The sequence below is a fragment of the Catenulispora sp. EB89 genome (assembly GCF_041261445.1).
Lineage (GTDB): Bacteria > Actinomycetota > Actinomycetes > Streptomycetales > Catenulisporaceae > Catenulispora.
In genome coordinates, this window is sequence record NZ_JBGCCU010000039.1 from 18,097 (window position 1) to 42,059 (window position 23,963).

Annotated in this window: 22 protein-coding genes; 13 read left to right on the forward strand and 9 right to left on the reverse strand. The window is 70.8% G+C overall.

Annotated elements, in window-relative coordinates:
• Positions 1–26: 26 nt before the first annotated feature.
• Complete coding sequence (locus tag ABH920_RS46150) at positions 27–950, reverse strand: proteasome assembly chaperone family protein (protein WP_370355716.1); 924 nt, start codon at positions 948–950, stop codon at positions 27–29.
• A 201-nt stretch (positions 951–1,151) separates the two neighbouring features.
• Positions 1,152–1,925, reverse strand: coding sequence for a sugar isomerase domain-containing protein (locus tag ABH920_RS46155; protein ID WP_370355717.1), 774 nt, complete (start codon positions 1,923–1,925; stop codon positions 1,152–1,154).
• Positions 1,926–2,229: 304 nt separating this feature from the next.
• Between ABH920_RS46155 and ABH920_RS46160 the strand changes: the two genes are divergently transcribed.
• The 5 genes from ABH920_RS46160 (at position 2,230) to ABH920_RS46180 (ending at position 8,358) form a co-directional block, all read left to right on the forward strand.
• The gene (locus ABH920_RS46160; protein ID WP_370355718.1) at positions 2,230–3,327 is read left to right on the forward strand and encodes a TerC family protein; all 1,098 of its coding nucleotides are present in this window, start codon (positions 2,230–2,232) and stop codon (positions 3,325–3,327) included.
• 100 nt (positions 3,328–3,427) lie between these two features.
• Positions 3,428–4,024 carry an MscL family protein gene (locus ABH920_RS46165; RefSeq protein ID WP_370355719.1) on the forward strand — a complete coding sequence of 199 codons (597 nt, stop codon included), beginning with the start codon at positions 3,428–3,430 and terminating at the stop codon, positions 4,022–4,024.
• Between the two features lie 39 nt (positions 4,025–4,063).
• Positions 4,064–6,004 carry an ABC1 kinase family protein gene (locus ABH920_RS46170; protein WP_370355720.1) on the forward strand — a complete coding sequence of 647 codons (1,941 nt, stop codon included), beginning with the start codon at positions 4,064–4,066 and terminating at the stop codon, positions 6,002–6,004.
• 60 nt (positions 6,005–6,064) lie between these two features.
• On the forward strand, positions 6,065–7,441 hold the full coding sequence (locus ABH920_RS46175) for an MFS transporter (protein ID WP_370355721.1): 1,377 nt from the start codon (positions 6,065–6,067) through the stop codon (positions 7,439–7,441).
• Positions 7,442–7,464: 23 nt separating this feature from the next.
• A complete protein-coding gene (locus ABH920_RS46180; protein ID WP_370355722.1) occupies positions 7,465–8,358 on the forward strand; it encodes a sigma-70 family RNA polymerase sigma factor in 894 nt (297 codons plus the stop codon).
• A 977-nt stretch (positions 8,359–9,335) separates the two neighbouring features.
• On the opposite strand, the gene ABH920_RS46185 is transcribed toward ABH920_RS46180, so the two are convergent.
• The 3 genes from ABH920_RS46185 to ABH920_RS46195 form a co-directional block, all read right to left on the reverse strand.
• Positions 9,336–10,355: a M56 family metallopeptidase gene (locus ABH920_RS46185; protein ID WP_370355723.1), complete on the reverse strand. Its 1,020-nt coding sequence runs from the start codon at positions 10,353–10,355 to the stop codon at positions 9,336–9,338.
• Positions 10,352–10,747 carry a BlaI/MecI/CopY family transcriptional regulator gene (locus ABH920_RS46190; protein ID WP_370355782.1) on the reverse strand — a complete coding sequence of 132 codons (396 nt, stop codon included), beginning with the start codon at positions 10,745–10,747 and terminating at the stop codon, positions 10,352–10,354. The genes ABH920_RS46185 and ABH920_RS46190 overlap by 4 nt, the downstream gene beginning before the upstream one ends.
• Before the next feature lie 61 nt (positions 10,748–10,808).
• Positions 10,809–11,216 (reverse strand): hypothetical protein, encoded by a 408-nt coding sequence (locus tag ABH920_RS46195; RefSeq protein ID WP_370355724.1) that lies wholly within the window; start codon positions 11,214–11,216, stop codon positions 10,809–10,811.
• Between the two features lie 371 nt (positions 11,217–11,587).
• Between ABH920_RS46195 and ABH920_RS46200 the strand changes: the two genes are divergently transcribed.
• Complete coding sequence (locus ABH920_RS46200; protein ID WP_194922138.1) at positions 11,588–12,262, forward strand: response regulator transcription factor; 675 nt, start codon at positions 11,588–11,590, stop codon at positions 12,260–12,262.
• A gap of 32 nt (positions 12,263–12,294) precedes the next feature.
• On the opposite strand, the gene ABH920_RS46205 is transcribed toward ABH920_RS46200, so the two are convergent.
• The 3 genes from ABH920_RS46205 to ABH920_RS46215 all read right to left on the reverse strand — a co-directional run bounded on the left by ABH920_RS46205 (position 12,295) and on the right by ABH920_RS46215 (position 14,376).
• A complete protein-coding gene (locus ABH920_RS46205; RefSeq protein WP_370355725.1) occupies positions 12,295–13,077 on the reverse strand; it encodes a hypothetical protein in 783 nt (260 codons plus the stop codon).
• Positions 13,074–13,628, reverse strand: coding sequence for a SigE family RNA polymerase sigma factor (locus tag ABH920_RS46210; RefSeq protein WP_370355726.1), 555 nt, complete (start codon positions 13,626–13,628; stop codon positions 13,074–13,076). Before ABH920_RS46210 ends, ABH920_RS46205 begins: the two co-directional genes overlap by 4 nt.
• A 100-nt stretch (positions 13,629–13,728) precedes the next feature.
• Positions 13,729–14,376, reverse strand: coding sequence for a GbsR/MarR family transcriptional regulator (locus tag ABH920_RS46215; RefSeq protein WP_370355727.1), 648 nt, complete (start codon positions 14,374–14,376; stop codon positions 13,729–13,731).
• A 76-nt stretch (positions 14,377–14,452) separates the two neighbouring features.
• Between ABH920_RS46215 and ABH920_RS46220 the strand changes: the two genes are divergently transcribed.
• From ABH920_RS46220 to thrS, 3 genes are all read left to right on the forward strand, one after another.
• Positions 14,453–15,361, forward strand: a complete 909-nt coding sequence (locus tag ABH920_RS46220; protein ID WP_370355728.1) for an ATP-binding cassette domain-containing protein — start codon at positions 14,453–14,455, stop codon at positions 15,359–15,361.
• Positions 15,358–17,073, forward strand: coding sequence for an ABC transporter permease (locus ABH920_RS46225; RefSeq protein ID WP_370355729.1), 1,716 nt, complete (start codon positions 15,358–15,360; stop codon positions 17,071–17,073). Before ABH920_RS46220 ends, ABH920_RS46225 begins: the two co-directional genes overlap by 4 nt.
• Before the next feature lie 174 nt (positions 17,074–17,247).
• Positions 17,248–18,489, forward strand: a complete 1,242-nt coding sequence (thrS, locus tag ABH920_RS46230) for a threonine--tRNA ligase (RefSeq protein ID WP_370355730.1) — start codon at positions 17,248–17,250, stop codon at positions 18,487–18,489.
• Between the two features lie 20 nt (positions 18,490–18,509).
• Here the strand turns inward: thrS and ABH920_RS46235 are convergent, their stop codons facing one another.
• On the reverse strand, positions 18,510–19,016 hold the full coding sequence (locus ABH920_RS46235; protein ID WP_370355731.1) for a hypothetical protein: 507 nt from the start codon (positions 19,014–19,016) through the stop codon (positions 18,510–18,512).
• Between the two features lie 93 nt (positions 19,017–19,109).
• Between ABH920_RS46235 and ABH920_RS46240 the strand changes: the two genes are divergently transcribed.
• From ABH920_RS46240 to ABH920_RS46255, 4 genes are all read left to right on the forward strand, one after another.
• Positions 19,110–19,532: a DUF5990 family protein gene (locus ABH920_RS46240; protein ID WP_370355732.1), complete on the forward strand. Its 423-nt coding sequence runs from the start codon at positions 19,110–19,112 to the stop codon at positions 19,530–19,532.
• Positions 19,533–19,599: 67 nt separating this feature from the next.
• Positions 19,600–20,535 (forward strand): hypothetical protein, encoded by a 936-nt coding sequence (locus ABH920_RS46245; RefSeq protein WP_370355733.1) that lies wholly within the window; start codon positions 19,600–19,602, stop codon positions 20,533–20,535.
• Positions 20,536–20,857: 322 nt separating this feature from the next.
• Positions 20,858–22,138 carry an NADH-quinone oxidoreductase subunit D gene (locus tag ABH920_RS46250; RefSeq protein ID WP_370355734.1) on the forward strand — a complete coding sequence of 427 codons (1,281 nt, stop codon included), beginning with the start codon at positions 20,858–20,860 and terminating at the stop codon, positions 22,136–22,138.
• Positions 22,139–22,399: 261 nt separating this feature from the next.
• A complete protein-coding gene (locus ABH920_RS46255) occupies positions 22,400–23,875 on the forward strand; it encodes a flavin-containing monooxygenase (RefSeq protein ID WP_370355735.1) in 1,476 nt (491 codons plus the stop codon).
• The last annotated feature ends 88 nt before the right edge of the window (positions 23,876–23,963 follow it).

Genomic DNA, 23,963 nt, shown 5'->3' on the forward strand with positions numbered 1-23,963 from the left:
CTGGCTGCTGCCTGAAGCCCACCGCCTCACGGGCTCGGCGGCGGCCCGTCCTGGTCGGCCAGGAACCGCTCGAACTCCGCCGCCAGCTCATCGGCGGTCGGCATCTTGCCGTCGTTGTCGCTCAGCAGGTTCTTGCGATCCGTCACGTTGAACGCGTCGTACTGCCGCTCCAGTGCTCGCACCACGTCCTCGACCTCCGAGGACTCCTGGACCTGGCGGTCGATGTCCTCCGAGGCGCGGCGGGCCGCGTCGCGGAGTTCGACGTCCGGCAGGACCAGGCCGGTCGCCTCCGAGACCGCGCGCAGGAGGCGGATCGCAGCCTGCGGATACAGGGACGAGGCCAGGTAGTGCGGGACGTGGACCGCGAAGCCGGCGGCGTCGTGGCCCCACTCGCCGAGGCGGTACTCCAGCAGGGATGCCGCGCTGCTGGGGACCTGGAGGCGGTCCAGGACCGGCTGGTCCGTGGTGTCGACCAGGCCGGGGTTGGTGGCGTGCGCGGTGATGCCCAGGGGGCGGGTATGGGGGATGCCCATGGGGATGCCGTGCATGCCGACGGTGATGCTCACGTCGAAGTGCTCGACCAGGCTGCGGACCGCCAGCGCGAACAGCTCCCACTCGCGGTCCGGTTCCAGGCCGTCCAGGAGCAGGAAGCGCTTGCCCGCCCCGTCGGTGAGCAGGTGCAGGTCCAGGGCCGGGTCTTCGTAGTGGTCGTAGTGGTCCTTGTCGAAGGTCATCGTGGGGCGCCGGCTGCGGTAGTCGATGAGCCGGTCCACGTCGAAGGACGCCACCAGGCGGTGGTCGAACTGGTCCAGCAGGTGCTCGGAGGCCAGGCGGCCGGCGCCGCCGGCGTCCATGAAGCCCTCCATCTGGTGCAGCAACACGACGCCGGCCAGGCCCGGAGTGCCGGGCGCCAGCTCGTAGAGAGCCTTCGGATCCTTGCGCGCGACCACTGTGAAGCACCCCATCCGTCTTGTCGTGGCTGTCCGGCGGTTCACGTCCAGCCTAACGAAGAGCGGCGAACCGGTGGTGATCTATTCCATCCCAATGCGATTGTGACGCGAAGCGTCTCCATAACGGGTGGTGGTGGGAGACGGGTGGGCGCACAAAGTTGCGGCTATTGGTGCGATGCCAGTGGTGCGTCGCTGCCGCTTTCAGGACGCCGAGCGCCGGATCCGCCCCGCGTACCGAGCCTCCAAGGCGTCGTTGTGGCCGTCGCTGCCGGTGGCGTTCGCCGAAAGGTACATCGGCGCCTCGACACCGCGCTCGGCCAGCAGGCGCACCGATTCGGCGATCACCATCTGCGCCAGCACCGCGTTGCCCACCGAGGAGATCCCGCACACGTTCGCGCCGAACGACGGCAGCGGCAGCACCGCGTCCCCGTACGGCGCGCCGTTGTCCAGCACCACGTCCGCGAAGTCCTTGAGCACCTTGCCGGAGGAGTGGCGCGACGTGATGCGCGACGTGTGCTCCAGGGAGGTGATGGCGATCAGCTTGTGACCCAGGGAGGTGACGTGCTCGGCCATCTCCACGATCACCCCGTTGCCGCCGGAGTTCGACGCGATCACGAACACGTCCTGCGGCTCGACCGGCGCCAGCTCGTAGATCCGCTTCGCCAGCCCCTCCCGCCGCTCGACCTTGGGGTCGTCGAGCAGGTCCACCGGCTCCCCGCCGAACAGGATCAGGTCGCGCAGCGCCAGCTTGTTGCTCGGCACGAACCCGCCCGCACGCCCGGAGACCTCCATCGCCAGCGCCTCGGAGTGCCCGGTCCCGAAGGCCTGCAGCACGCCCTCGGCGGCGATCGAGTCCGCGATCAGGGCTCCGGCCGCCACCACCGCGTCGGCCTGGGTCTTCTCGATGTGCTCCAGGACCCGGCGCACCTCGGCGAGGTATCCGGTCGGCGACAGCTCCGGCGGCAGGGACTCCATGGGCTTCTCCCTCGATGCGGTGCGGCGTGGTGCAGTTCGGCCATGTGGTCTACACCACAAAGATCCGGCTCCATCAAAGCAGATCGGCGCCCGCCGGACGAGGGGTCGGGCCGTCGGTTTGCACGATCGGCCCGCCAGCTGGGAGCATGGAAGCATCGAAGGGGAGTACTCCTCAATCGGACGGGTCGTCATCACGGAGCCCCCGGCTCCCGGCCCCCCGGCCTGACCTGCGGTTTCGCGGGTTCCAGGTGGAGAAGACTTTCGGCGCTTGTGCACGCCCTGACAACGCCGGAGGAGTCCCGCCATGCACGTCACCCTGACCGTCTGGATCGCCACGATCGCCGTCCTGGCCGTGGCCGTCGGCCTGGACCTGTGGCACGGCATCCGGTACCCGCACGCCATCAAGACCCGCGAGGCCGCGGTCTGGGTCGCCGGCATCGTCGCGGCCAGCATCCTGTTCGGCGTCGGAGTCTGGTACTTCACCGGCCACCGCTACGGCAGCGAGTTCTTCGCCGGCTGGATCACCGAGTACAGCCTCAGCGTCGACAACCTGTTCGTCTTCGTCATCATCCTGACCAAACTCCGCGTCCCGCGCGCCTACCAGTCCCAGGTGCTGCTGTGGGGCGTGGTGATGGCGCTGGTGCTGCGCGGCATCTTCATCGGCGTCGGCAGCGCCGTGATCAACCAGTTCAGCTGGATCTTCTACGTCTTCGGCGCCTTCCTGGTCTACACCGCGGTGAAGCTGGCCACCGGGCACGGCGGCGAGGAGGAGTTCAAGGAGAACCGGCTGCTGCGCCGGGTCCGCACCGCCGTGCGCACCACCGACGACTACGACGGCGCGCGGCTGGTCAGCCACGTCGACGGCCACCGCCGCTTCACCCCGATGCTGATCGTCATGGTCGCCATCGGCTCCACCGACCTGCTCTTCGCCCTGGACTCGATCCCGGCCATCTTCGGTCTGACCAAGGAGCCGTACATCGTCTTCACCGCCAACGCCTTCGCGCTGCTGGGCCTGCGCCAGCTGTACTTCCTGCTCGGCGCGCTGATGGACCGGCTGGTGCACCTGTCCTACGGCCTGTCGGTGATCCTGGGCTTCATCGGCGTGAAGATGGTCTTCGAGGCGCTGCACGGCTCCGGGGTCGAGCACGTCGGACCGGTCACCGTGCCGACCATCGGCATCGCCACCTCGCTCGGCGTCATCATCGGCGTGCTGGCGATCACCACGGTGACCAGCCTGTGGAGCACGCGGCGCGCGCAGGACGCGGAAGGGGCCGCGGAGGAGCCCGAGGCAGGCACTGTGGCGGCGTCCATGGAGGGGCCCGCGGCGGAGTCCGAGGAGCTGCCCGAGCAGCAGTCGGAGCAGCAGTCGGAGCAGCGGCCGGAGCAGCAGCCGCAGGGGTGAAAACCCCTGCTGGCGTCCCGGTTTTCACAGGTGTCCACTGAATGTGGCATGCTGCCGCGCGCACGTTTCGTCAGGATCCTGTCCAGACCCAGGGGGGTCAATGAACGGCTTCGTGAAATTCGTCGTGCGCGGCAACGTCGTCGGGCTCGCCGTCGGCGTGGTCATCGGCGCCGCGTTCGCGACACTGGTCACCGCGTTCACCGGCGCGTTCCTCACACCGCTGATCGGCTGGGCGACCGGCGGCATCGGCGACTACAGCAAGAAGGTGTTCACGCTCGGCAAGACGACGTTCCCCTACGGGACGTTCATCAACGCCGGCATCAGCTTCCTGCTCACCGCCGCGACGCTGTACTTCCTCATCGTGCTGCCGGTCAACAAGATCACCGAGGAGCTGAACCCGCACCACGACCTGTCGCATGCCAAGCGCGCCTGCCCGGAGTGCCTGCAGCAGATACCGGCGCGGGCCCGGCGTTGCAGCTTCTGCACCTCGGCTGTCTCCCCGATCCTCGACGAGGACTCCCCGGCGCTCACCGATGAGATCCCCGGTGAGATCCCGTTGCACACCGACCTGCCGGAGATGAAGCTGCCGGAAGCCGCCCCGGCGTCGTCCTCGGCCGCCGGATCCTCCGGGGGCACCGGGACGAGCGGGACGAGCGACGCCAAGCCGGCCTCCGGCGCCGTGGCCGCCGGGGCGTAAAGAGCCCCTCCCTCATGCGGCGACCAATAAGGTCGCCGCATGAGCTACTTGCAGGGGCCGCTGTTCGTCCTCACGTGGATCCTGACGGTGGTCGTGCTGGCCTCGGTCGTGCGCCGCCTGCTCGGCGTCCGGTTCTCGGCCACCCGGCTGGTCCTGGCCGCCGGGATCTCCTGGGCCATGTCGGGGCCGATCCTGACCGCGATGCTCGGGCCCAAGCTGCCCGACGGCAGCCTCGCGGACTCCAAGAAGCCGCTGCTGCTGGTCCTGTCGCTGCTGGTGATCCTGTTGCCCAGCATGGTGTTCCTGGTGGTCGCCGAGGCGCTGGCGCCCAGCGGCAGCCTGCCGACGCCGCTGGAGTGGATCAGCGGCCTGCGACAGCGGGTGGCGCGCTCGCGCCGCTACTGGCGCTTCACCATGATCCTGATGCGGCACGGCCTCGGGCCGTACCTGCGGGGCCGACGTCCGCAGGCGAACATCGGCCGGTCGTTGCGCGGCGCGCTGAACGAGGGCGGGCTGACGTTCATCAAGTTCGGGCAGATCCTGTCCACCCGGCGCGACCTGCTGCCGGCTGAGGTGGTCGAGGAGCTGTCGCTGTTGCAGCACGAGGCCGCATTCGTGCCCTGGCCGGAGATAGAGGCCGTCCTGGTCGCCGAGTACGGCACGGTCGCGTCGGTCTTCGCCCGCTTCGACCGGGAGCCGATGGCGGCGGCGTCGGTGGCGCAGGTGCACTCGGCGCGGCTGGTCTCCGGCGAGGAGGTGGTGGTCAAGGTGCGCCGGCCCGGCGTGACCACCGTCGTGGAGCGGGACCTGGACATCATCCGGCGGCTGGCCCGGACGCTGGAGCGGCGCACGTCGTGGGCCCGGTCGCTGGGCGCGGTGGCGCTCGCCTCGGGGTTCGCGGCCGCGCTGCGCGAGGAGTTGGACTTCCGCATCGAGGCGCGGAACCTGGCGGCCGTCGCGGTGACGCGGGTCGAGGGCGTGGCGGTGCCGAAGGCGTTCACGGAGCATTCGTCCAAGCGGGTGCTGGTGATGGAGCGGTTCGAGGGCGTGCCGCTGCGGCGCGCGATGCCGCAGCTGGCCGAGCGCGGGATCTCGTCGCGGGAGCTGGCCGAGCGGCTGCTGGACTACCTGCTGCGGCAGGTGATGATCGACGGCGTCTTCCACGCCGATCCGCACCCCGGCAACATCCTGCTGCTGACCGACGGCCGGCTCGGGATGCTCGACTTCGGCTCCGTGGGGCGGCTGGACTCCTCGCTGCGGTCGTCGATGCAGCGGCTGCTGGCCGCCGTCGACGCCGGGGACCCGCTGTATCTGTGCGATGCGGTGCTGGAGGTCATGACGGCGCCGGAGGAGATCGACGAGGCCGCGCTGGAGCGGGACCTGGGGCGGTTCACCGCGCGGCATCTGCGCGGCGACTCAGGGTTCGACGTCGCGATGTTCACCGATCTGTTCCGGATCGTCAGCTCATATGGTTTGGCGGTCCCGGCCGAGGTCGCGGCGGTGTTCCGGGCGCTGGGGACGTTGGAGGGGACGCTCACCGAGCTGGCGCGCGACTTCGACATCGTCACCGAGGCGCGCAAGCTGGCCGGCGGGTACGCGGCCGAGCGGCTGACGCCGTCGGCGCTGAAGCGGGAGGCGGTCACCGAGCTGGCGGCGCTGGTGCCGATGCTGCGGCGGTTTCCGCGCCGGATGGACCGGCTGGTCGGGGCGCTGGAGAGCGGGAAGCTGAGTGTGAACGTGCGGTTGTTCGCCGATCGGCGGGACCGGGATGTGGTGACCGGGCTGGTGCACCAGGTGCTGATCACGGTGATCGCGGCGACGTCGGGGTTGATGGGGGTGTTGTTGGTCGGGCGGCAGAACGGGCCGATGGTGGGGAAGGCGGTGAGCCTGTACCAGTTCCTTGGGTACAGCTTCCTGGCAGTGGCGAGCGTGTTGGCTTTGCGGGTGCTGGTGGTGGTTTTCCGGCGTCCGGAGGAGTGAGGGGATTCTCTTCCTTATCGCTGACAGTTGATGTCAGCGATGCTGCCGACACTGGTCGGTATGGAACTCGCAAGCGCCACGCGGCGGGCCGAGCGGCTGCTCGTGCCCGCCGCTTTCGTGACCGCCCTGGGGAACAACGTGCAGTTGATCGCCGGGGCGCTGCTGATGATCCGTAGCGACAGGACGATGCTGTCGGTCGGGCTGCTGTTCGTCGCGGTCGCGGTGCCGCAGGCGGTGCTTTCGCCGTACTTCGGGCGGCTGGCGGACCGGTACGACCGGCGTCGGCTGTGGATCGGGTGCGACGCGACGTCGGCGGTGCTGGCGTTGGCGCTGCCGGTGTGGCTGACGTTCGGGGGTGCGAAGGGGCCGGGGGTGTACGCGGCGAACTTCGCGCTGGCGGTGGTGGCGGCGCTGTTCTTTCCGGTGAGCAACGCGATGGTCAAGGAGCGGGTGCGGGCTTCGCAGGTGCGGCGCTTCAACGCGAACTACGAGATGGCGACGCAGGCCGGGATGTTGTTGTCGGCGACGGTCGGTGGGTTGTTGGTGCAGCGGTTGGGGGCTTCGCCGTTGTTGGTGTTCAACGCTGGAACGTTCGTGGTGTCGGCGGGGTTGGTGGCTGCTGTGGGGCGGCGTCCTGTGCTCGGGCTGGAGGTAGAGACAGGCGCTGATTCGGTTGTGGGCGCTCGGATTCCTGTCGGGTCGGGTGGCTCGGGATCGGTCTCGCACCCTCCGCTCGTTCGGCTGATCGTGCTGTACGCGCAGGGCAGCGTGGTGGTGACGGTGTTCAACGCGCTGCTGCCGAAGCTGGTCATGGGGGAGTGGGGGCGCGGGGCGGGGTTGTTCGGGCTCGTCGATGCCGTCGGGAGTCTGGGGTTTCTGGCGGCGACGGTGTTCTACAAGGCTGTGGGGCGGCGGTTCGGGGATCTGCCGATCGCGGTCGGCGGGTTCTTGGCGTGCAACACGGTGTTCGTGCTGGAGCCGCAGTTCGGGCCGGGGTTTTTGGCGGCGGGGGTGACGATCGGGGCGTTCACGTTCGGGACGGCGCGGATCGCTTCGCGGTCGTTGGTGCTGACGAGCGTGGACGAGGCGCACGTCGGGCGGGCGTTCGGGCTGGCGAACGGCGGCGGGTTGGCGGCCACGGTGGTGGTGATGCTCGGGGTCGCGGAGCTCACCGATCACACCGACAGCCGGTGGGGGTTCGCGGCGACGGCTGCGGTGAGCGTGGTGGCGGCGGTCGTGGCGGGGGTGCTGCTGCGGGGGACGGGGGTCGGCGGGGTGCATGGGTCTGATGGGGCTCCTGCCTCTGAGGGTGTCTGTGAGCCTGATCGGGCTTCTGAGCCTGGCATGGTTGATGATGTTGGTGGTATCAGTGACCCGGAACCCTCCGACGGCTGTCACATTCCCGCGAACGCTGACGTCAGAGTGGTGACCGCCTGAACCTGACCGCAGAATGTGGAGCCATGACCGACGCCGATCAGCTCGCTCAGTTCTTCCAGTCGCAGCGTCCGCACCTGAAGGCGGTGGCGTACCGCATGCTCGGGTCGCTGGCCGAGGCGGACGACGCCGTGCAGGAGGCGTACCTGCGGCTGAACCGTTCGGACGTGGCGGAGGTGGAGAACCTGGCCGGGTGGCTCACCACGGTGACCGGCCGGGTGTGCCTGGACGTGCTGCGGGCACGCCGCAACCACGGCGAGGAGGACCTGGAGGGGCCGGCCGGCGCCGAGGCGGTCGAGGCGTCGGAGCGTGACGCGCTGGCCGACCCGGAGCTGGCCGCGGAGCTGTCGGACTCGGTCGGGCTGGCCCTGCTGGTGGTGATGGACACGCTGAGCCCGGCGGAGCGGCTGGCATTCGTACTGCACGACATGTTCGCGGTCCCGTTCGAGGAGATCGCCCCGATCGTCGGCAAGTCCACGGCCGCGGTACGCCAACTCGCGAGCCGAGCCCGCCGCCGCGTCCAAGGCCAGGCCGAAGAGGAATCGGAAGCCGACCGCGCCCGCCAGCGCGAAGTGGTGAGCGCCTTCCTGGCGGCCTCCCGCGGCGGCAACTTCGCCGGCCTACTGAAGCTCCTCGACCCGGACGTGGTCCTCCGCACCGACCTGACCGCCGCCGGCTTCGGCGCAACCGACGCCCGCGGCGCCCGCGACGTCGCCGAGGTCTTCTCCGGCCGCGCCCAAGCCGCCCAGCTGGCCCTCCTCGACGGCAGCGCGGGCCTGGTGTGGGCGGTGGCCGGAACGCCGCGCGTGGTCTTCGACTTCACGATCATCGGCGGCCGCATCGCCGGCATCGAGATGCTCGCGGACGCCGGCTTGCTGGGGGAGATGGTGGTGGAGGTCGTGGGCGCGGTGGGGGAGTAGATAACTGGCCCCATGAGACTGGGCGCGGAACCGCTTCAGCTGCCGATAGGCGACCGCTGCTGTCTAGCGAAGGCAACGACCGGATGGCAGTAGTGCCGGGTTGGCGAGTGCTGCGGAGGTGAAGGAAACGACCGCATGGTGCTAGTGCCGGATTGGTCGGTACGACGGTCGCAGAGCCCGAGTGCCTAGTCGCGGTGCCGTTGCGGTGCTTGAGCACATAGTGCCGGACCGTTTGGCAGCCGTGCCGAGCGATTGCGGTGCTCGAGCGCTGGGCGGCAGTGCCGGGCATGCCCGACTGTTCGACACTGGTATTGCGGCGGCTGCCGGGCCCGCCGTGGTGTCTCGCTGCCGGGCGTTTGCGGCGCCTGACCGCTGGGCGGCAGTGCCCGGCCTACCGCATGCCCGACTGTTTGGCGCAGGTACCGCCCGATCGTTTAGCCGTGATGGCGGGTCGGTCGCTGTGCCTCGCTGCTTGGCAGAGGTGCCGGGTGATTGCGGTGCCTGACCGCTTGGTGGCAGTGCCCGGCCGACGGTATGCCCGGCTGTTCGGCACTGGTATTGCGGCGGTGCCGGGCCCGCCGTGGTGTCTCGCTGCCCGGCAGCGGTGCCGCGCGATTGCGGCGCCTGACCGCTGGGCGGCAGTGCCCGGCCTACCGCATGCCCGACTGTTTGGCGCAGGTACTGCCCGATCGCTCAGCGGTAGTGGCGGGTCGGTCGCTGTGCCGTGCCTGATAGCGCGGCGGCGGGTGCCGGGCCCGCCGTGGTGTCTCGCTGCCTGGCAGCGGTGCCGAGCGATTGCGGTGCTCGACCGCCGCGCGGCGGTGCCGAGCTGTTTGGCGCAAATGCTGCGCGATCGTTTAGTGGCGGGGGGTTGGTCGCCGTGCTCGAACCGTTGGTGGCCGCGCCGAGTGGTCTCGGTGCTAGGTGCTGGCGCTGCTGCCGTGCCGGCGGTGGCCCCAAACCAGCCCCCTAACTCCCTAACTCCCGTCCGCGCCGTCCACCGACACCACCACCGTCCGCGACCATCCGCTGGCGCTGTCTGGCGGGCACGGCCGCAGCAGCGTCGCGCCCGATACCGCCAGGAGCGCGACCGGTAACACTGTGGCCACTGTTGTTGTGGCGATGACCAGGGCGTGGCCGCGGCGGGTGAGGGGGTGGTCCAGGCGGAGGAGGCGGCGGATGCGGCGGAGGGTGGGGGAGGAGTCGATTGCCAGGGCTGTCTCTGGGACCGGGTCGTAGTGCGGCGCCGGGTCGGTGCCTTGGGCTGTGCCGATGACGGCGAGGGCTGCGGCGACGGTGGGTGCTCCGGTGTGGGCGACGGCGGCGTCGTCGGCGATGAGTTCGACCAGGCGGCGGGTTTCGCGTTCGGCGTAGGCCAGGAGTCTGATGTGGGGGATGGTGCGGCGGATGGCGGTGGCCAGGGCGATGATCAGGTGGTGGCGGCCTGACAGGTGGGCGCGTTCGTGCAGGAGGACGGCTTCGACCTGCTTGGCGCTCAGGCGCTCCAGTGCTCCGGTGGTGATCACCACGTCGCCGGGGAGGCAGTAGCAGGCCGGGGCGGGGTGGTCCAGGATCAGGACGCCGAGTTCGTCGTCGCGGGTGGCGAGTATGCGGAGCATTTCGCTGTGTGTTCGGCGGCGACGGCGGGCTGTGCCGAAGGTGGCGGCCAGGCAGTAGAGCAGCCGGGCGGAGAGCAGGACCGCTGAGATCCAGCCGAGGTGGCCTAGGACCGTGCCGACGGAGCCGTGGTCGGTCACCGGGAGTTGGTCGGCGCACGAGTCCAGGGCCGGCGACAGCTCCGACAGCCCCTCGACCAGCGTGAACGCCAGCGCCAGGCCGACCGCGACCGCTGCCACCAGGAACGAGCACGTCAGGATCTGCAGCAGCGCCACCGTCAGCCGGGGAGCGCGGTCCGACGGCCAGTGCCGGGCGAGGAGCGGCGGTGCGAATACCGCCACGGAGAGCGCGTAGACGACCAGGATGAGCGCGGCCGTCACTGCGTCTGCTCTTCCTCCGGGGCCGGGGGGGACGACGCCGGGGGACAGATCTCCAGCGCCGCGCGCAGCGCCTTGGCTTCCTCGTCGGACAGCTGCTCCAGGAAGTGGACGAACGCCACCGCCTGGTTGTCGCTCGTCGCCCACGCGTCCCGCATCAGCCGCGCCGTGTACGACTCGCGCGAGGCGACCGCTTCGTAGACGTACGCCCGCCCCTGTGGCTGGCGGCGCAGCCAGCCCTTGCGGTGCAGCTTGTCCATGACGGTCATGACCGTGGTGTAGGCGAGGGACCGGTCGGTGTTCAGGTCGTCGAGGATGTCCCTGACCAGCACCGGGCGGTTGCGCCGCCATATGCGGTCCATGACCGCCGCTTCGAGGTCCCCGAGTTGTCGCATCGCCACGGCCGTCAGCCTAGACGTTCTTCAGGGGTACAGACCAGCAGAGACGCTGCCGGAATCAGTGCTTCGGCGGGTGGGCCGGTGGAGGTGCGGGTTCCGGCGGCAGCACCGAAACCACATGCCGGCCATGCGACCGCGGCTTCGAATGGGTCTTGGCTCCGACACCCGGCACGCCGGCCGGAACCGGCACCGGCACCGGCATCGGAACCCGAGGCGCGAAGCGCACCAACGGCGCCGCCGGAACCGTACCGCCCGCACCGCCCGCCGCCCCGCTGCTCCCGCCGCTCCCGCTCACCACACTGTCCGCGGTCCGTCCCAGCACCGGCGCCGTCCGCGCCGCGCTCCGTTCCCCGGAGTTCCCCGCCGCGATGAGGATGACGCCGGTCACGGTCATCCCCACCGACAGCGCGAGGTGCACGCGGCGCGTGGGCCGTGCCCACGCCATGTACGAGCCGTCGACGGTCATGCGGCCACCATCGCCGACGCCGGTGCGGATTCCTGCCCTCCGCACCGTGGGGTGCGGCGTGGCGTCATGCATTCGGCGTATTCGTCCGATCTTCCGCGCTCTCGGAGTGTTGGGTCGGAGCGTGCTGAGATGTCGGTCTTGACAAGGGTCCGGCACGGGGCGGCCGATGCTCAGTGAGCCGTTTCTTCCGCCCCTGGTGGGGAGGGTCGACTTGAGGATGCGTTGAGAAAATCCACACGCGCGGTATTGCCTTCCGGCACGCTGGGTGAGCAGAATGGCAGGACCCTGGTAAACATTGTTAATAAATTGCCGGATTTTTGCTGGTTTTTGGTCGTAACGGGCGCACTTCGGCGCTGTGAGGTGACGGGCGAATGAGGCTAGTGGTGGCCGGCCGCAGGGACGACCGGGTGCAACCGGCGTTGGACAACGCACTGCGCCTGGACGGGTTCGCGGTCCGGCGGCTGCGCGCCGACGACCTGCCGGGCATGGCGGCGTTCTCGCCGCACGCGGTGCTGCTGGATCTGGGCCTGCTCGACGAGGAGGCGCTGGCGCTGTGCGAGCGCATCCGCCGCCAGACCGAGGCCGCGCTGGTGGCGATCACCGCGCGCGCCGACCGCGGGCTGTGGATCGAGGGCCGGCGGATCGGCGTGGACGACTTCGTGGTGAAGCCGTACGGCCTGACGGAGCTCTCGACGCGAATACGCGCGGCGGTGCGCACCCCGACGGAACGCCCGGACCACCTGGGCGTCGGCCCGGTGGTGGTGGACGCCGACGAGCGCCGGGTGAACGTGCACGGCCAGCCGGTGGTGCTCACGCGCAAGGAGTTCGACCTGCTGCACCTGCTGGCGAGCACGCCGGGCGCGGTGCTGTGCAGGGAGCTGATACTGCGCAAGGTCTGGCACACGACGGAGAAGTCGGCGAACCGCACGCTGGAGGTGCACATCGCGACGCTGCGCGCGAAGCTCGGCGTGCCGGATCTGATCCGGACGGTGCGGGGGATCGGCTACGTGGCGGACGCGGAGCTGCCGCGGAGTATTCGCGTGTGAGGCGTCCGCCGTGTTCTCAGCCGCCCGTGCTCTCAGCCGCCCGTGAGGCGGGTCGCCATCCGTTGTGCCACGGTGTCGATCCACGTCGTGCCGGCCTGGCCGGCAGGGATGAGGCTGACGACGGCCGAAGCCACTCGATCGCCGCTCCGGACCAGGATGTTGCGCGAGTCTCCGCCCACGGTGAACACGATCGCCTCGTCGGCGACGGTCGGTGGGGAGTCGAGCAGCTTGATCTCCTGAGGCCGTCCGCAGCCGGTCTTGAGCGCTGTGCGTGCGTCCGCCATCATCGTCGGCGCGTTGCCCGGGGCGTAGGTGTATACGGCTTCGAGCATCGAGTTCCCGGACGCGGTGTACGAGTAGTTCGGGGCGGGCTTGATGGGCATCGGCGGCTTGAAGGCACCTGAGAGCCCGCATTGGGAGCTGCCGAGAATCGGCGCGGGCCGAGTCCCGGCGCCGACCGGAGCGTGCCATCCGGGTCCCAGGTCCGAGGCCTGCAGGTAGTTGGCGATCGAGGTAGTGGGCGCCGATGTGGTGGGTGCCGACGTGTGCGTCGGTGCGGGCGTGAACGAAGTCGCCGGCCCGGGGCTGCTGTCGGCACCCCGGCTCGGCGACAGGGCGATGACTCCGGCGACCACCGCACAGGTGGCCGTCACACCGGACAGGCCCTGGACCAACCGGCGCCGCTTCCGGCGCTTTTGCGCTCCCTGCCGCACTTCGGCGATCGGCGGCCGAGAGATGGTGACGAGGTCGGCGCGGGCGTGCAGTCCCGCCTGGAGTGCGTCGGTCTGGTATCCGGTGGTGTCGTCGATGGTCATGCCACTCCCTCCCGCGTTCCCGATGTTTTCGCCGGCGTCGGTGCGAAATCCGTGATCTGGCCGTGCCGCCGGAGTCGGGCCAGGGCCTTGGCCGTCTGGCTCTTGACGTTCCCGACCGAGCAGCCGAGGACGTCCGCCGCCTGTGCCTCGGTCAGGTCTTCGAAGTACCGCAGGACGATGACGGCCCGCTGGCCGGGCGCGAGGTCGGCCAGCGCCGTCAGCAGCGCGTCGCGCCGGCCGTGCGCCTCGGCGTGGTCGCCGACCAGCCGGAGCCCCTCCGGGACGACGGCGACCGGGTGCTCGGCCACCCGGCGCTTGCGGAACCGTCCGCGATGGCAGTTCACGAGCACGCGCTGCAGGTAGGCCTCCGGGTTGTCCGCGCGCCGGACCTTGTTCCACGCGGCGCACGCTCGCTCGAACGTGGCTTGGGCGAGGTCCTCGGCGTCGTGCCGGTCGCCGGTGAGCAGGAACGCCGAGCGCAGGATGTGCGGCCAGCGTTCGGCCATGAAGCGATCGAAGCCGTCGTCGGACGGTTTCTGTCTTTGAAGCATGCCAACCCCCTTCACCCCCGCACGATGCGGGTGGCGGGCGGATGGTTGCCGTCCGGGCGATCCGGTGCCGTCACATCGGCGCTACCGGCCGCGATGCCGCCTAGTTCGCTCCCGCGCCCGACCCTGATTCCGACTCAGCCCTTGGCCCTGATTCCGGCTCGGCCCTTGACCCTGATTCCGACTCGGCCCCCGACCCCAGCGCCCGAGCCACCGCCGCAGCTCGATCCCCCTCGGCGCGCAGCTCCGCGCGCCGCACCTGCCACCGCTCCAGCATCCCCGAGAGCTCCCCGCGCAGGAACTGGAACATCATCACCGACTCGGTCAGCCGCCGCCCGGCCGGCGTCTCCGCGCCGACCACCGCGACCCCCTCGGCCAGGCTGCCTTCCCACCGCGCCATGATCGTGTCCCGTTCGAACAGCGCGTCCTGCCACACCTCGTCCAGGACGCGGTAGCGGTCGCGGCGGGTTCCGGGCTGACGTTCGCGGGTGGCCAGGTTGATCTGTGTCAGGTAGCGGATGGCGCCGGAGACGGCGGCCGGGGAGATGTCGAGCATCTCGGACAGTTCCTGGGAGGTCAGACGGCCGTCGTCCTGGGTGATCAGCGCGGCGAAGACGCGGGAGGGCATGCGCGGGATGCCGCTGTCGGTCAGGACGCTGGCGAGGCGGTCGATGTAGACCAGCAGCGGGTCCGGGGCTCGCCGGGCGTCGTGGTCGGCGTCGGGCCCGGCGGGGCGGTCGTCCTTGCGCATCTGTCCACGGTAGCGGTTCCGCTTGCACTTTCATAACATTCACAAAACTCTGAAAGTTCGGAGTAGGATCGACCCCATGACGACTGCGATCAGCGCGTCCGGCCTGGTGAAGACCTTCGGCCGGACCCGCGCGCTCGACGGGCTGGACCTCACCGTCGCCGAGGGCGAGGTCCTGGGGTTCCTCGGGCCCAACGGGGCCGGCAAGTCGACGACCATCCGGGTGCTGCTGGGCCTGATCCGGGCCGACGCCGGCGCCGCGACCCTGCTCGGCGGCGACCCCTGGCGCGACCGGGTGGCCCTGCACAAGCGCCTGGCCTACGTGCCCGGCGACGTCACGCTGTGGCGGAACCTGTCCGGCGGGGAGGTGATCGACCTGCTCGGCGGCCTGCACGGCGGGGTCGACGCCCGGCGCCGCGCCGATCTGCTGGAGCGCTTCGAGCTGGACCCGACCAAGAAGGGCGGCCAGTACTCCAAGGGCAACCGCCAGAAGGTGGCGCTGATCGCCGCCCTGGCCTCCGACGTGGAACTGCTGGTCTTCGACGAGCCGACCTCCGGCCTGGACCCGCTGATGGAGGACGTCTTCCGCCAGTGCGTGGCCGACGAGCGCGAACGCGGCCGCACCATCCTGCTCTCCAGCCACATCCTGTCCGAGGTCGAGGCGCTGTGCGACCGGGTGAACATCATCCGCGCCGGCAAGACCGTGGAGACCGGCTCGCTGGCCGAGCTGCGGCACCTGACCCGTACCACCGTCGAGGCCGAACTCGCCGGACCCCCGACCGGCCTGGCCGACCTGCCCGGCGTGCACGACCCCAAGGTCGAGGCCAGGGCCGGCGCCGAGAAGTTCACCGCCCAGGTCGACACCGACCACCTCGACGGCGTGCTCAAGGCGCTCAGCGCGATCGGTGTGAAGACGCTCGTCAGCCGGCCGCCGACGCTGGAGGAGCTGTTCCTGCGGCACTACGAGCCCGAAGGGGCGCAGCAGTGAGCACCGCGACGACCTCGGAGGCCTCGAAGAACGCTCCGAAGAAGAACTCGAAGAAAAACCCGAACAAGACCTCGAAGTTCGCCACCGAACCCGGCACCCAGAAGAACTCCGACGACGGTCTCCGCACCCTGATCAAACTCGCGTCCCACCGCGACCGCATCATGCTCCCGGTGTGGATCTACGCGCTCCTGGCGACCGTCGGCAGCACCGCGTACTCGCTCAAGAAGCTCTACCCGGCGCAGTCCGATCGCGACAAACTCGCCAGCAGCATCGGCACCAACCCCTCGCTGCGCGCCCTCTACGGCCCGCTCTACGACACCCACAGCCTCGGCGCCCTGACCGCCTGGCGCACGCTCGGCTTCGGCGGCCTGCTGATCGGCATCATGGTGGTCCTGCTGATCACCCGCCACACCCGGGCCGAGGAGGAGTCCGGGCGGCTGGAGCTGCTGGGATCGGGCGCCGTGGGACGCAACGCGCCGTTGACCGCGGCGCTGTCGATCGCCGTCGGCGCGTGCTTCGGCATCGGGCTGCTCTCGGCCGTGGTGATGCTGGCGCTGGGCCAGAGCGTGGGCGGCGCGCTGGCGTTCGGCGCGTGCCTGTTCGCCGTCGGCGTGGCGTTCGCCGGGACGCAGGCGGTCGCGGTGCAGCTGACCGAGACCGGCCGCGCGGCCAACGGGATCGGCGCGCTGATCCTCGGCGTGGCGTACCTGCTGCGGACGGTCGGGGACGCGGCCGGGAACAGCGGCGGCGCCGGGTGGGTGGCGTGGCTGTCGCCGTTCGGCTGGATCGAGCGCGTGCACCCGTGGGCCGGGAACCGGTGGTGGGTCGTCGGCGTGGCGCTGGCCGCCGGGGTGGTGGCCGCCGCCGTCGGCTACCGCGTGCAGAACGCCCGAGACCTGGGCAGCGGGCTGTTGCCGCAGCGTCCGGGGCCGGCGAGCGCGGGGCCGGGGCTGCGCGGCGTGTTCGGCCTGGGACGGCGGCTGCAGCAGCCGACGCTGCTGGGCTGGATGGCCGGGATGTTCGTGTTCGGGATCGTCATGGGCTCCATCGCCAAGGGCATCGACCAGCTGCTCAACGACAACCAGCAGGTCGAGAAGATCATCGGCCGGTACGGCGGGGCCAAGGGCCTGACCGACTCCTATCTGGCGACCGCGGTGAGCTTCCTCGGGATGGCCGCCGCCCTCTACGCGGTGCAGGCGGTGCTGCGGCTGCGCGGGGAGGAGACCTCCGGACGTGCCGAGCCGGTGCTGTCGGGGTCCGTCGGGCGGGTGGCGTGGGCCGGCAGCCATCTGGTGTTCCCGGCGGTCGGCAGCGCGCTGGTGATGGCCGCCGGCGGGCTCGGGGTGGGGGTCGGCGCCGGGGCGGTGCTGGGCGACTTCTGGGGCTACGTCGGGCAGATGGTGAAGGCCGGGCTGGTCACCACGCCGGCGCTGTGGATCATCGCGGCGGCCGCGGTGGCGCTGTTCGGGCTGGTGCCGAAGTGGACGTCGGCGGCGTACGGGGTGTTCGGCGCGCTGGTGTTCATCGCGTATCTGGGGCCGTTGATCGACGCCGGGCAGTGGTTCCTGGACCTGACGCCGTACACGCACATCCCGAAGGTGCCCGGCGGGGTGTTCCACTGGGCGCCGCTGGTGTGGATGACGGCGGTGGCCGCGGTGCTGACCGTCGCGGGGCTGGTCGGCGTGCGACGCAGGGATGTGTCGTCGGCGTGAGATCTGCTACCGTTGATCACATGAAGCGCGCCATGCAGACGACGACGCCGGACACCGTCCCGGCGCGCTGATTCCTGAACCAGCTACGAAGCCCCGGGGCGAGTGCCCCGGGGCTTCGTCGTTCTCCCGGGACCCTCGCCCCTCCCTGATCCGATGCGAGCGAGGAGAGGTCCCATGAACGAGGTCCAGCACGAGATCCAGCACGACCACCGCAGGCTCGGCCGCGAGCTCGAACTGTTCGACACCGACCCGCTGATCGGGGCCGGGCTGCCGTACTGGCTCCCGGACGGCGCGGTCGTGCGCCACACCGTCGAGGAGTACATCCGCTCCGTCGAGCGCCGCGCCGGATATCAGCACGTGTACTCCCCGGTGCTCGGCAAGCGCGAGCTCTACGAGATCTCCGGCCACTGGCAGCACTACAGCGACGACATGTTCCCGCCGATGGACCTGGGCGCCGAGCAGGTGGTGCTGCGGCCGAGCCTGTGCCCGACCCACGCGCTGATCTACCGCTCCCGCGCGCACAGCTACCGCGAACTGCCGTTGCGGATGGCCGAGATCGGCGGCATGTACCGCTCGGAGATGTCCGGGGCGCTCGGCGGGCTGACCCGGGTGCGGGCCATCACTCTGAACGACGCACACATCTTCTGCACCCTGGACCAGGTCCCGGCCGAGGCACAGGCCGCGTTGCAGCTGATCCGGGACGCCTACGCGGCGCTGGGGATCGAGGCCGCGCGGTTCCGGCTGTCGCTGCCGGGGCCGGGCGGGAAGTACGTCGACAAGCCCGAGATGTGGGAGCGGGCCACCCGCATGCTGCGCGAGGTGCTGGACGCCTCGGGGCTGGAGTACGAGGAGGCCGAGGGCGAGGCGGCGTTCTACGGGCCGAAGATCGACGTGCAGATCGCCGACCCGGCCGGGCGCGAGTCGACCCTGTCGACCGTGCAGATCGACTTCCACCAGCCCGAGCAGTTCGGGCTGGAGTACATCGGCGCCGACGGGGCCCGGCACCGGCCGGTGATGGTGCACCGGAGCATCGTGGGCAGCCTGGAGCGGGTGATGGCGCACCTGATCGAGCAGCACGGCGGGGCGTTCCCGGCGTGGCTGGCCCCGGTGCAGGTGGCGGTGCTGCCGGTCGGGGAGGACGAGGCGGGCGCGGCGCGGGCGTTCCACGAGCTGTGCCTGGACCTCGGGCTGCGCTCGGAGGTGCGCGACCCGGAGCGCGGCAGCCTCGGGGCGCGGATCCGGGAGGCGCGGCTGGTGCCGTACCAGGCGGTGATCGGGGGCCGGGAGGCGGCCGCGGGGGCGGTCGCGATCCGGCTGCGGGACGGCCGGAAGCTGGAGCCGATGTCGGTCGCCGAGGCCGGGAAGCGGATCGGGGAGCGGGTGGCGGCTCGGGGGAGGGGGCTGTGGGACGAGTAGGCGGGGCGGCTTTTCGCGCGCTAAGAAACCTGCGCGGCCGGGGTCGGCGCCTCGTCGGGCTCCTCCAGGGTGCTGCCCCCGGTGTCGTTCTGAGCCTCGACCTGAGCTTCGACCTGAGCTCCGACCCGGGCCTCGACCCCCGCCGCGATCAGCACCTGGTCCGGCAGCACGATCACCAGCGACGCCGGGTCGGCGTCCGCGGCGGCCAGCGCGGCCTCCCGCCACAGGTCGGCGGCCGGCAGCACCTGATGCGTGGTCAGGGTCAGGGCGCTGCCGTCCCAGCCGAGGTAGCGCGCGCCGTCCACCCAGGGCAGCGCCGCCTCCTCGCCGAGGACCACCAGGTACTCGGGGTCGGCCACCAGGCGCAGCGCCGCGCCGTCGGCCACGAGCGCCCGCGCCGCCTCGGCCAGCGCGTCCGCCGCCGGGCCTATGCCCAGCACCGCGACCGCCGGGAGCGCCGGCTCGCGCCGCTGCCAGGACTCGACCGTGTGCCGGTCCGCCGCCTGCCGCACTTCGCAGATCGTCATCGTCCCGCCCCCGTCGCTCGGTTGTTCACCGCAAAAGGATACGCAGCGCGGCGGCGCCGCGGCGGTGTCCGACCGGCATGCGAGCATGGTCACATGCTGCTGCGCATCGAAGCACGCGACCTGCCCGGGACGCCGGGCGTCGTGGTCGCGGTCCAGGCCAGGGCCAAGCCGTACGCGATGCTGGACCCGGTGCCGGCCGACGCCGCCGAGGCGTCCTGGGACCTGGCGGTCGAGCTGTTCACGAACAAGCGCGGCGAGCGCACGTTGCGTGGCCGCCACGTGCAGGACGGCATCGGCGGACGCTTCGTGTACCTGTCGTGGTACCGGCTCGGTGAGGACGGCGGGTACGCGATGTACTGCCGGTCGAAGCTGATGCTGTTCGGGATCCCGCAGGACGTGTTCGAGGCCGGCGTCGCCTCCGGCCGGCTGCTGGCCCGGTTCGGGCTGACCGACGCCAAGGGGAACCCGGTCGTGGCCCGGCTGCTGCCACCGGCGGTGGAGTGGACCGCGGGCTGACCGGCGCCGGTATTAGACTCCTGACACGTTGTTGCCGCGCGGCGGACTGGCGGACTGGGAGTGGGTTGTGACGGACGAGCCGATCGAGTCGATACCGCCGCCGCGACCTGGGACGGTACCGGGCTCGGGGCACGCCGCCGGGTTGTCGATGAGCGGCAGTCCGTTCGTCACGCCGATGCGGTCGATCCCGCCGGAGATCCGGGCGATCCCCGCGCGCACGCCCGGCTTCGCGCCGCGTCAGCGATCCGCGGTGGCCGAGCCGGCCGCTCTGCGACCGGCCGAGGCGCCGACGCCGACGCCGCCGCCGACGCAGTGGATCGCGGCGGAGGTCCCGGAAATCTCCTGGGAACCGGCGTGGGAGGGCCCTGAGATACCCGACGGCGGCCGGCGGCGGAACAACCTCATCATCGGAGCCAGCGCCGCCGCGGCGGTGGCAGTGGCGATCGGCGCGATATCCCTGACCCACGGATCCTCCCCGCCGACCTCCGCCGCCGCCGACGGGAAGTCCAACGCGGCCTTCGGGCCCGGCGCCGGCGATCCCACCGCGGGTGCGCAGAACGGTGGCCGGCCGTTGGACGGTGTCACCTCGGCGCCCGGCGGTCAGAGCGCCACCAGCAGCGGCATGCAGGGCAGCGCCTTCGGGAATCAGGATGCGAATCCACCCGCCACGTCCGCGCCGCCGCCGAAGCCGAGCTCCTCGGCGCCGAAGCCGCCGCCGCCCGCCAAGCCTCCCGCGGTCTGCACCGGCTGGCACACCACGCACGTTCCGGCCCAGGACGGCAAGGGCTACGCGGCCGGCGCGTCCGTACTGCGTGCGGGCCCTTACGACACCTGCGGCAGCCTCGGAGCGTTCCGCAGCGGTCAGCACATGTACATCTGGTGCCACGCCGTGAACGCCTACGGCGCCACGTGGGTCTACGGCCGCATCGACAACGCCAGTCCCCCCGGATGGCAGGCGCTCACCACGTTCAAGCCCGGCGCCAAGCCCGGCCCGGTCTGCTGACGCTCAGAAACCCCGAGGTCCCGCCCCGCGCTGGAGCACCACCCGAGCACCACCCGAGCAGCCTCCAAGCGGCGGCCGGCCGGCCCGGCGGACGGGCGGCCGACCGCCACGGCCGACGCCGGCGGCCGCGCAAACCTGCGCCCCGCCCGCATCGACGCCGCCGGACAGTACCTGCAGGACACCCGGCGGCAGTCCATCCTCTTCGAATATACGCGCGAATGAGGCCTCTTCGGCGGATGTCCCCCCGGCATATTGCGTACCGTTCTGGCCTCCGTCCCCCATCCGGTGGCAGGAGTTCCCCCCGTGCGGAAAAATGCCCCATATGTACGACTGGGACGAAGTCCTGCGCGACGCCGAGCGCCAGCCCGGGGCCGGCCCCGGCGGCGAGGACCGGATCATCGTCAACATGGGCCCGCAGCACCCCTCGACCCACGGCGTGCTGCGGCTGATCCTGGAGATCGAGGGCGAGAGCGTGGTCGAGGCCCGCTGCGGCATCGGCTACCTGCACACCGGGATCGAGAAGAACCTGGAGTACCGGAACTGGACCCAGGCGGTGACGTTCCTGACCCGCGCCGACTACCTGATGCCGCTGTTCAACGAGACCGTGTACTGCCGCGCGGTCGAGGCGCTGCTCGGGGTCGAGGACGAGGTGCCGCCGCGCGCCAACGTCATCAGGGTCCTGCTGATGGAGCTGAACCGCATCTCCTCGCACCTGGTGGCGCTGGCCACCGGCGGCATGGAGCTCGGCGCGATGACCGTGATGACCAACGGTTTCCGGGACCGCGAGCCGATCCTGGACATCCTGGAGGCGGTCACCGGCAACCGGATGAACCACGCCTACGTCCGGCCCGGCGGTCTGGCGCAGGACCTGCCCGACGGGGTCGTCGACGACATCAGGACGCTGATAGCCGAGTTCCCGAAGCGGCTGCTGGACTACGAGCGCCTGCTGAACGCCAACCCGATCTTCATGGGCCGGACCAAGGGCGTCGGGTACCTCGATCTGGCCGGGTGCATGGCCCTGGGCGCCACCGGCCCGGTCCTACGAGCCACCGGCCTGCCGCACGACCTGCGCAAGTCCGAGCCGTATCTGGGCTATGACACGTACGACTTCGAGGTGCCGACCGAGACCGGTTGCGACGCCTACGGCCGCTACCTGGTCCGCCTGCACGAGATGGCCGAGTCGCTGCGCATCGTCGAGCAGGCCCTGGACCGCCTGGAACCGGGCCCGGTGATGCTCGCCGACCCGAAGATCGCCTGGCCGGCCCGGCTGGCGCTCGGCGCCGACGGCCTGGGCAACTCCGAGCAGTGGATCCAGCACATCATGGCGCAGTCGATGGAGGCGCTGATCCACCACTTCAAGCTGGTCACCGAGGGCTTCGCGGTGCCCGCCGGGCAGGTGTACTCCTGCGTGGAGTCCCCGCGCGGCGAACTCGGCGCGCACGTGGTCAGCGACGGCGGCACCCGGCCGTTCCGCGTACACCTGCGCGACCCGTCCTTCACACACCTGCAGGCGGTGTCGGCGATGGCCGAGGGCGGGATGCTGGCCGACGTCGTGGCGGTGGTGGCGTCGGTGGATCCGGTGCTGGGCGGGGCCGACCGCTGACCGGCTCCCGCGACGACTTCACACAGGTATTGACTGCGCACGTCCCGTGACTAGGTTCGAACCAATCGGACTCTGCAAAGGGGACGCACATGAACCAGAAGCACAAGTTGCGGCGACGCCACGGCAAAATCCGCCGCCATCGTACGATCGCCCACATCCGCCACCACCACCTGCAGGGCAGGCACCTCGGTTAGCGACGCGCCGGAATCTTCTTTACACAAACCCTTGTCGCGTAAAGCATCGTCGGCCACACTGAGGGACATGGAGCATTTCGACGTGGTCGTAGTCGGCGCGGGCCTTTCCGGGATCGGCGCCGGGTACCGGCTGCAGACCGAATGCCCGGAGCGCAGCTACGTGATCCTGGAGGCGCGCGCCGCGATCGGCGGTACCTGGGACCTGTTCCGGTACCCCGGCGTGCGGTCCGACTCGGACATGTTCACGCTGGGATACCCGTTCCAGCCCTGGCGCGGCGCCGATTCGCTGGCCGACGGCGCCGTGGTGCTGGACTACGTCCGGGAAACCGCGCGGCGGTACCGGATCGAGGAGAAGATCCGGTTCCGGACCAAGGTGGTCGGCGCCGACTGGTCGAGCGAGCAGGCGCGCTGGACCGTCGCCGTCGAGCAGACCGGGGACGACGGATCCGTCGAGCGCCGCACGCTGACCTGCGACTTCCTCTACTCCTGCGCCGGCTACTACAACTACGACAGCGGCTACACCCCCGACTTCCCGGGCGTCGAGGACTACCAGGGCACGGTCGTGCATCCGCAGCTCTGGCCGGAGGACCTGGACTACGCCGGCAAGCGGGTCGTGGTCATCGGCAGCGGCGCGACGGCCGTCACCCTGGTCCCCGCCCTGGCCGCGGACGCCGGGCACGTCACCATGCTCCAGCGCTCCCCGACCTGGATCAGCCCGCTGCCGGGCCGGGACAAGGTCGCCGACCAGCTGCGCGCCGTGCTGCCGTCGAAGGTCGCGCACCGGATCATCCGCGCCAAGAACATCGGGCTCACCGTCGCCGTCAACCAGTTCTGCCGCCGGCGTCCCCAGGCCGCGCGCAAGCTGTTCACCAAGCTGGTCTCCCGGGTCGTGAAGGACGACGAGATGGTGCGCGAGCACTTCACGCCGAGCTACAACCCGTGGGAGCAGCGCGTGTGCGCGGCGCGCGACGCGGACTTCTTCCGCGCGATCCGCTCCGGCAAAGCCGACGTGGTGACCGACCACATCGAGGCGTTCGTGCCCGAGGGCATCCGGCTGAAGTCGGGCCGGGTGCTGGCGGCGGACGTCGTCGTCACCGCCACCGGCCTGCGGCTGCTGGCCTTCGGCGGGATCGCGCCGAGCGTGGACGGCGTCGAGGTGCCGCTGGCCGAGCAGTTCGTGTGGCGCGGGGCGATGGTCACCGGGATCCCGAACTTCGCGGTCTGCGTCGGCTACACCAACGCCTCCTGGACGCTGCGCGGAGACCTGAGCTCGCGGCTGGTGTGCAAGATACTGAACCACATGGCGGCGCGCGGGTACTCCTCGGTGGTCCCGGTGCCCGACGGCACGCTGCGCGAGCGGCCGCTGCTGGATCTGAGCTCGGGCTACATCCAGCGCTCGATCCAGGAGTTCCCGCGAGCCGGGCACCGCAGCCCGTGGCGGGTGCGGCAGAACTACATCCTGGACGCGGCGACCACACTGCGGAACGACCTGGACCGGACGCTGCGGCCGACGCGGCGGGAGAAGGCGGGAGTGGGTTCCTGATGGCCGACGGCGGTGCTTCCGGTTCGGGCTCTGGTTCTGGTTCTGGTTCTGGTTCGGGTTCCGGTTCTAGCTCTAGCTCTAGTTCGGG

Bases quoted from the DNA above. Each gene is read 5' to 3' on its own strand.
- ABH920_RS46170 (WP_370355720.1), top strand. From the start codon at position 4,064: ATGAGCTACTTGCAGGGGCCGCTGTTCGTCCTCACGTGGATCCTGACG.
- ABH920_RS46205 (WP_370355725.1), bottom strand. From the start codon at position 13,077: ATGACCATCGACGACACCACCGGATACCAGACCGACGCACTCCAGGCG.
- ABH920_RS46215 (WP_370355727.1), bottom strand. From the start codon at position 14,376: ATGCGCAAGGACGACCGCCCCGCCGGGCCCGACGCCGACCACGACGCC.
- ABH920_RS46235 (WP_370355731.1), bottom strand. From the start codon at position 19,016: ATGACGATCTGCGAAGTGCGGCAGGCGGCGGACCGGCACACGGTCGAG.
- ABH920_RS46210 (WP_370355726.1), bottom strand. From the start codon at position 13,628: ATGCTTCAAAGACAGAAACCGTCCGACGACGGCTTCGATCGCTTCATG.
- thrS (WP_370355730.1), top strand. From the start codon at position 17,248: ATGAACGAGGTCCAGCACGAGATCCAGCACGACCACCGCAGGCTCGGC.
- ABH920_RS46250 (WP_370355734.1), top strand. From the start codon at position 20,858: ATGTACGACTGGGACGAAGTCCTGCGCGACGCCGAGCGCCAGCCCGGG.
- ABH920_RS46155 (WP_370355717.1), bottom strand. From the start codon at position 1,925: ATGGAGTCCCTGCCGCCGGAGCTGTCGCCGACCGGATACCTCGCCGAG.
- ABH920_RS46220 (WP_370355728.1), top strand. From the start codon at position 14,453: ATGACGACTGCGATCAGCGCGTCCGGCCTGGTGAAGACCTTCGGCCGG.
- ABH920_RS46255 (WP_370355735.1), top strand. From the start codon at position 22,400: ATGGAGCATTTCGACGTGGTCGTAGTCGGCGCGGGCCTTTCCGGGATC.
- ABH920_RS46190 (WP_370355782.1), bottom strand. From the start codon at position 10,747: ATGCGACAACTCGGGGACCTCGAAGCGGCGGTCATGGACCGCATATGG.
- ABH920_RS46165 (WP_370355719.1), top strand. From the start codon at position 3,428: ATGAACGGCTTCGTGAAATTCGTCGTGCGCGGCAACGTCGTCGGGCTC.
- ABH920_RS46240 (WP_370355732.1), top strand. From the start codon at position 19,110: ATGCTGCTGCGCATCGAAGCACGCGACCTGCCCGGGACGCCGGGCGTC.
- ABH920_RS46175 (WP_370355721.1), top strand. From the start codon at position 6,065: ATGGAACTCGCAAGCGCCACGCGGCGGGCCGAGCGGCTGCTCGTGCCC.
- ABH920_RS46195 (WP_370355724.1), bottom strand. From the start codon at position 11,216: ATGACCGTCGACGGCTCGTACATGGCGTGGGCACGGCCCACGCGCCGC.
- ABH920_RS46200 (WP_194922138.1), top strand. From the start codon at position 11,588: ATGAGGCTAGTGGTGGCCGGCCGCAGGGACGACCGGGTGCAACCGGCG.
- ABH920_RS46180 (WP_370355722.1), top strand. From the start codon at position 7,465: ATGACCGACGCCGATCAGCTCGCTCAGTTCTTCCAGTCGCAGCGTCCG.
- ABH920_RS46160 (WP_370355718.1), top strand. From the start codon at position 2,230: ATGCACGTCACCCTGACCGTCTGGATCGCCACGATCGCCGTCCTGGCC.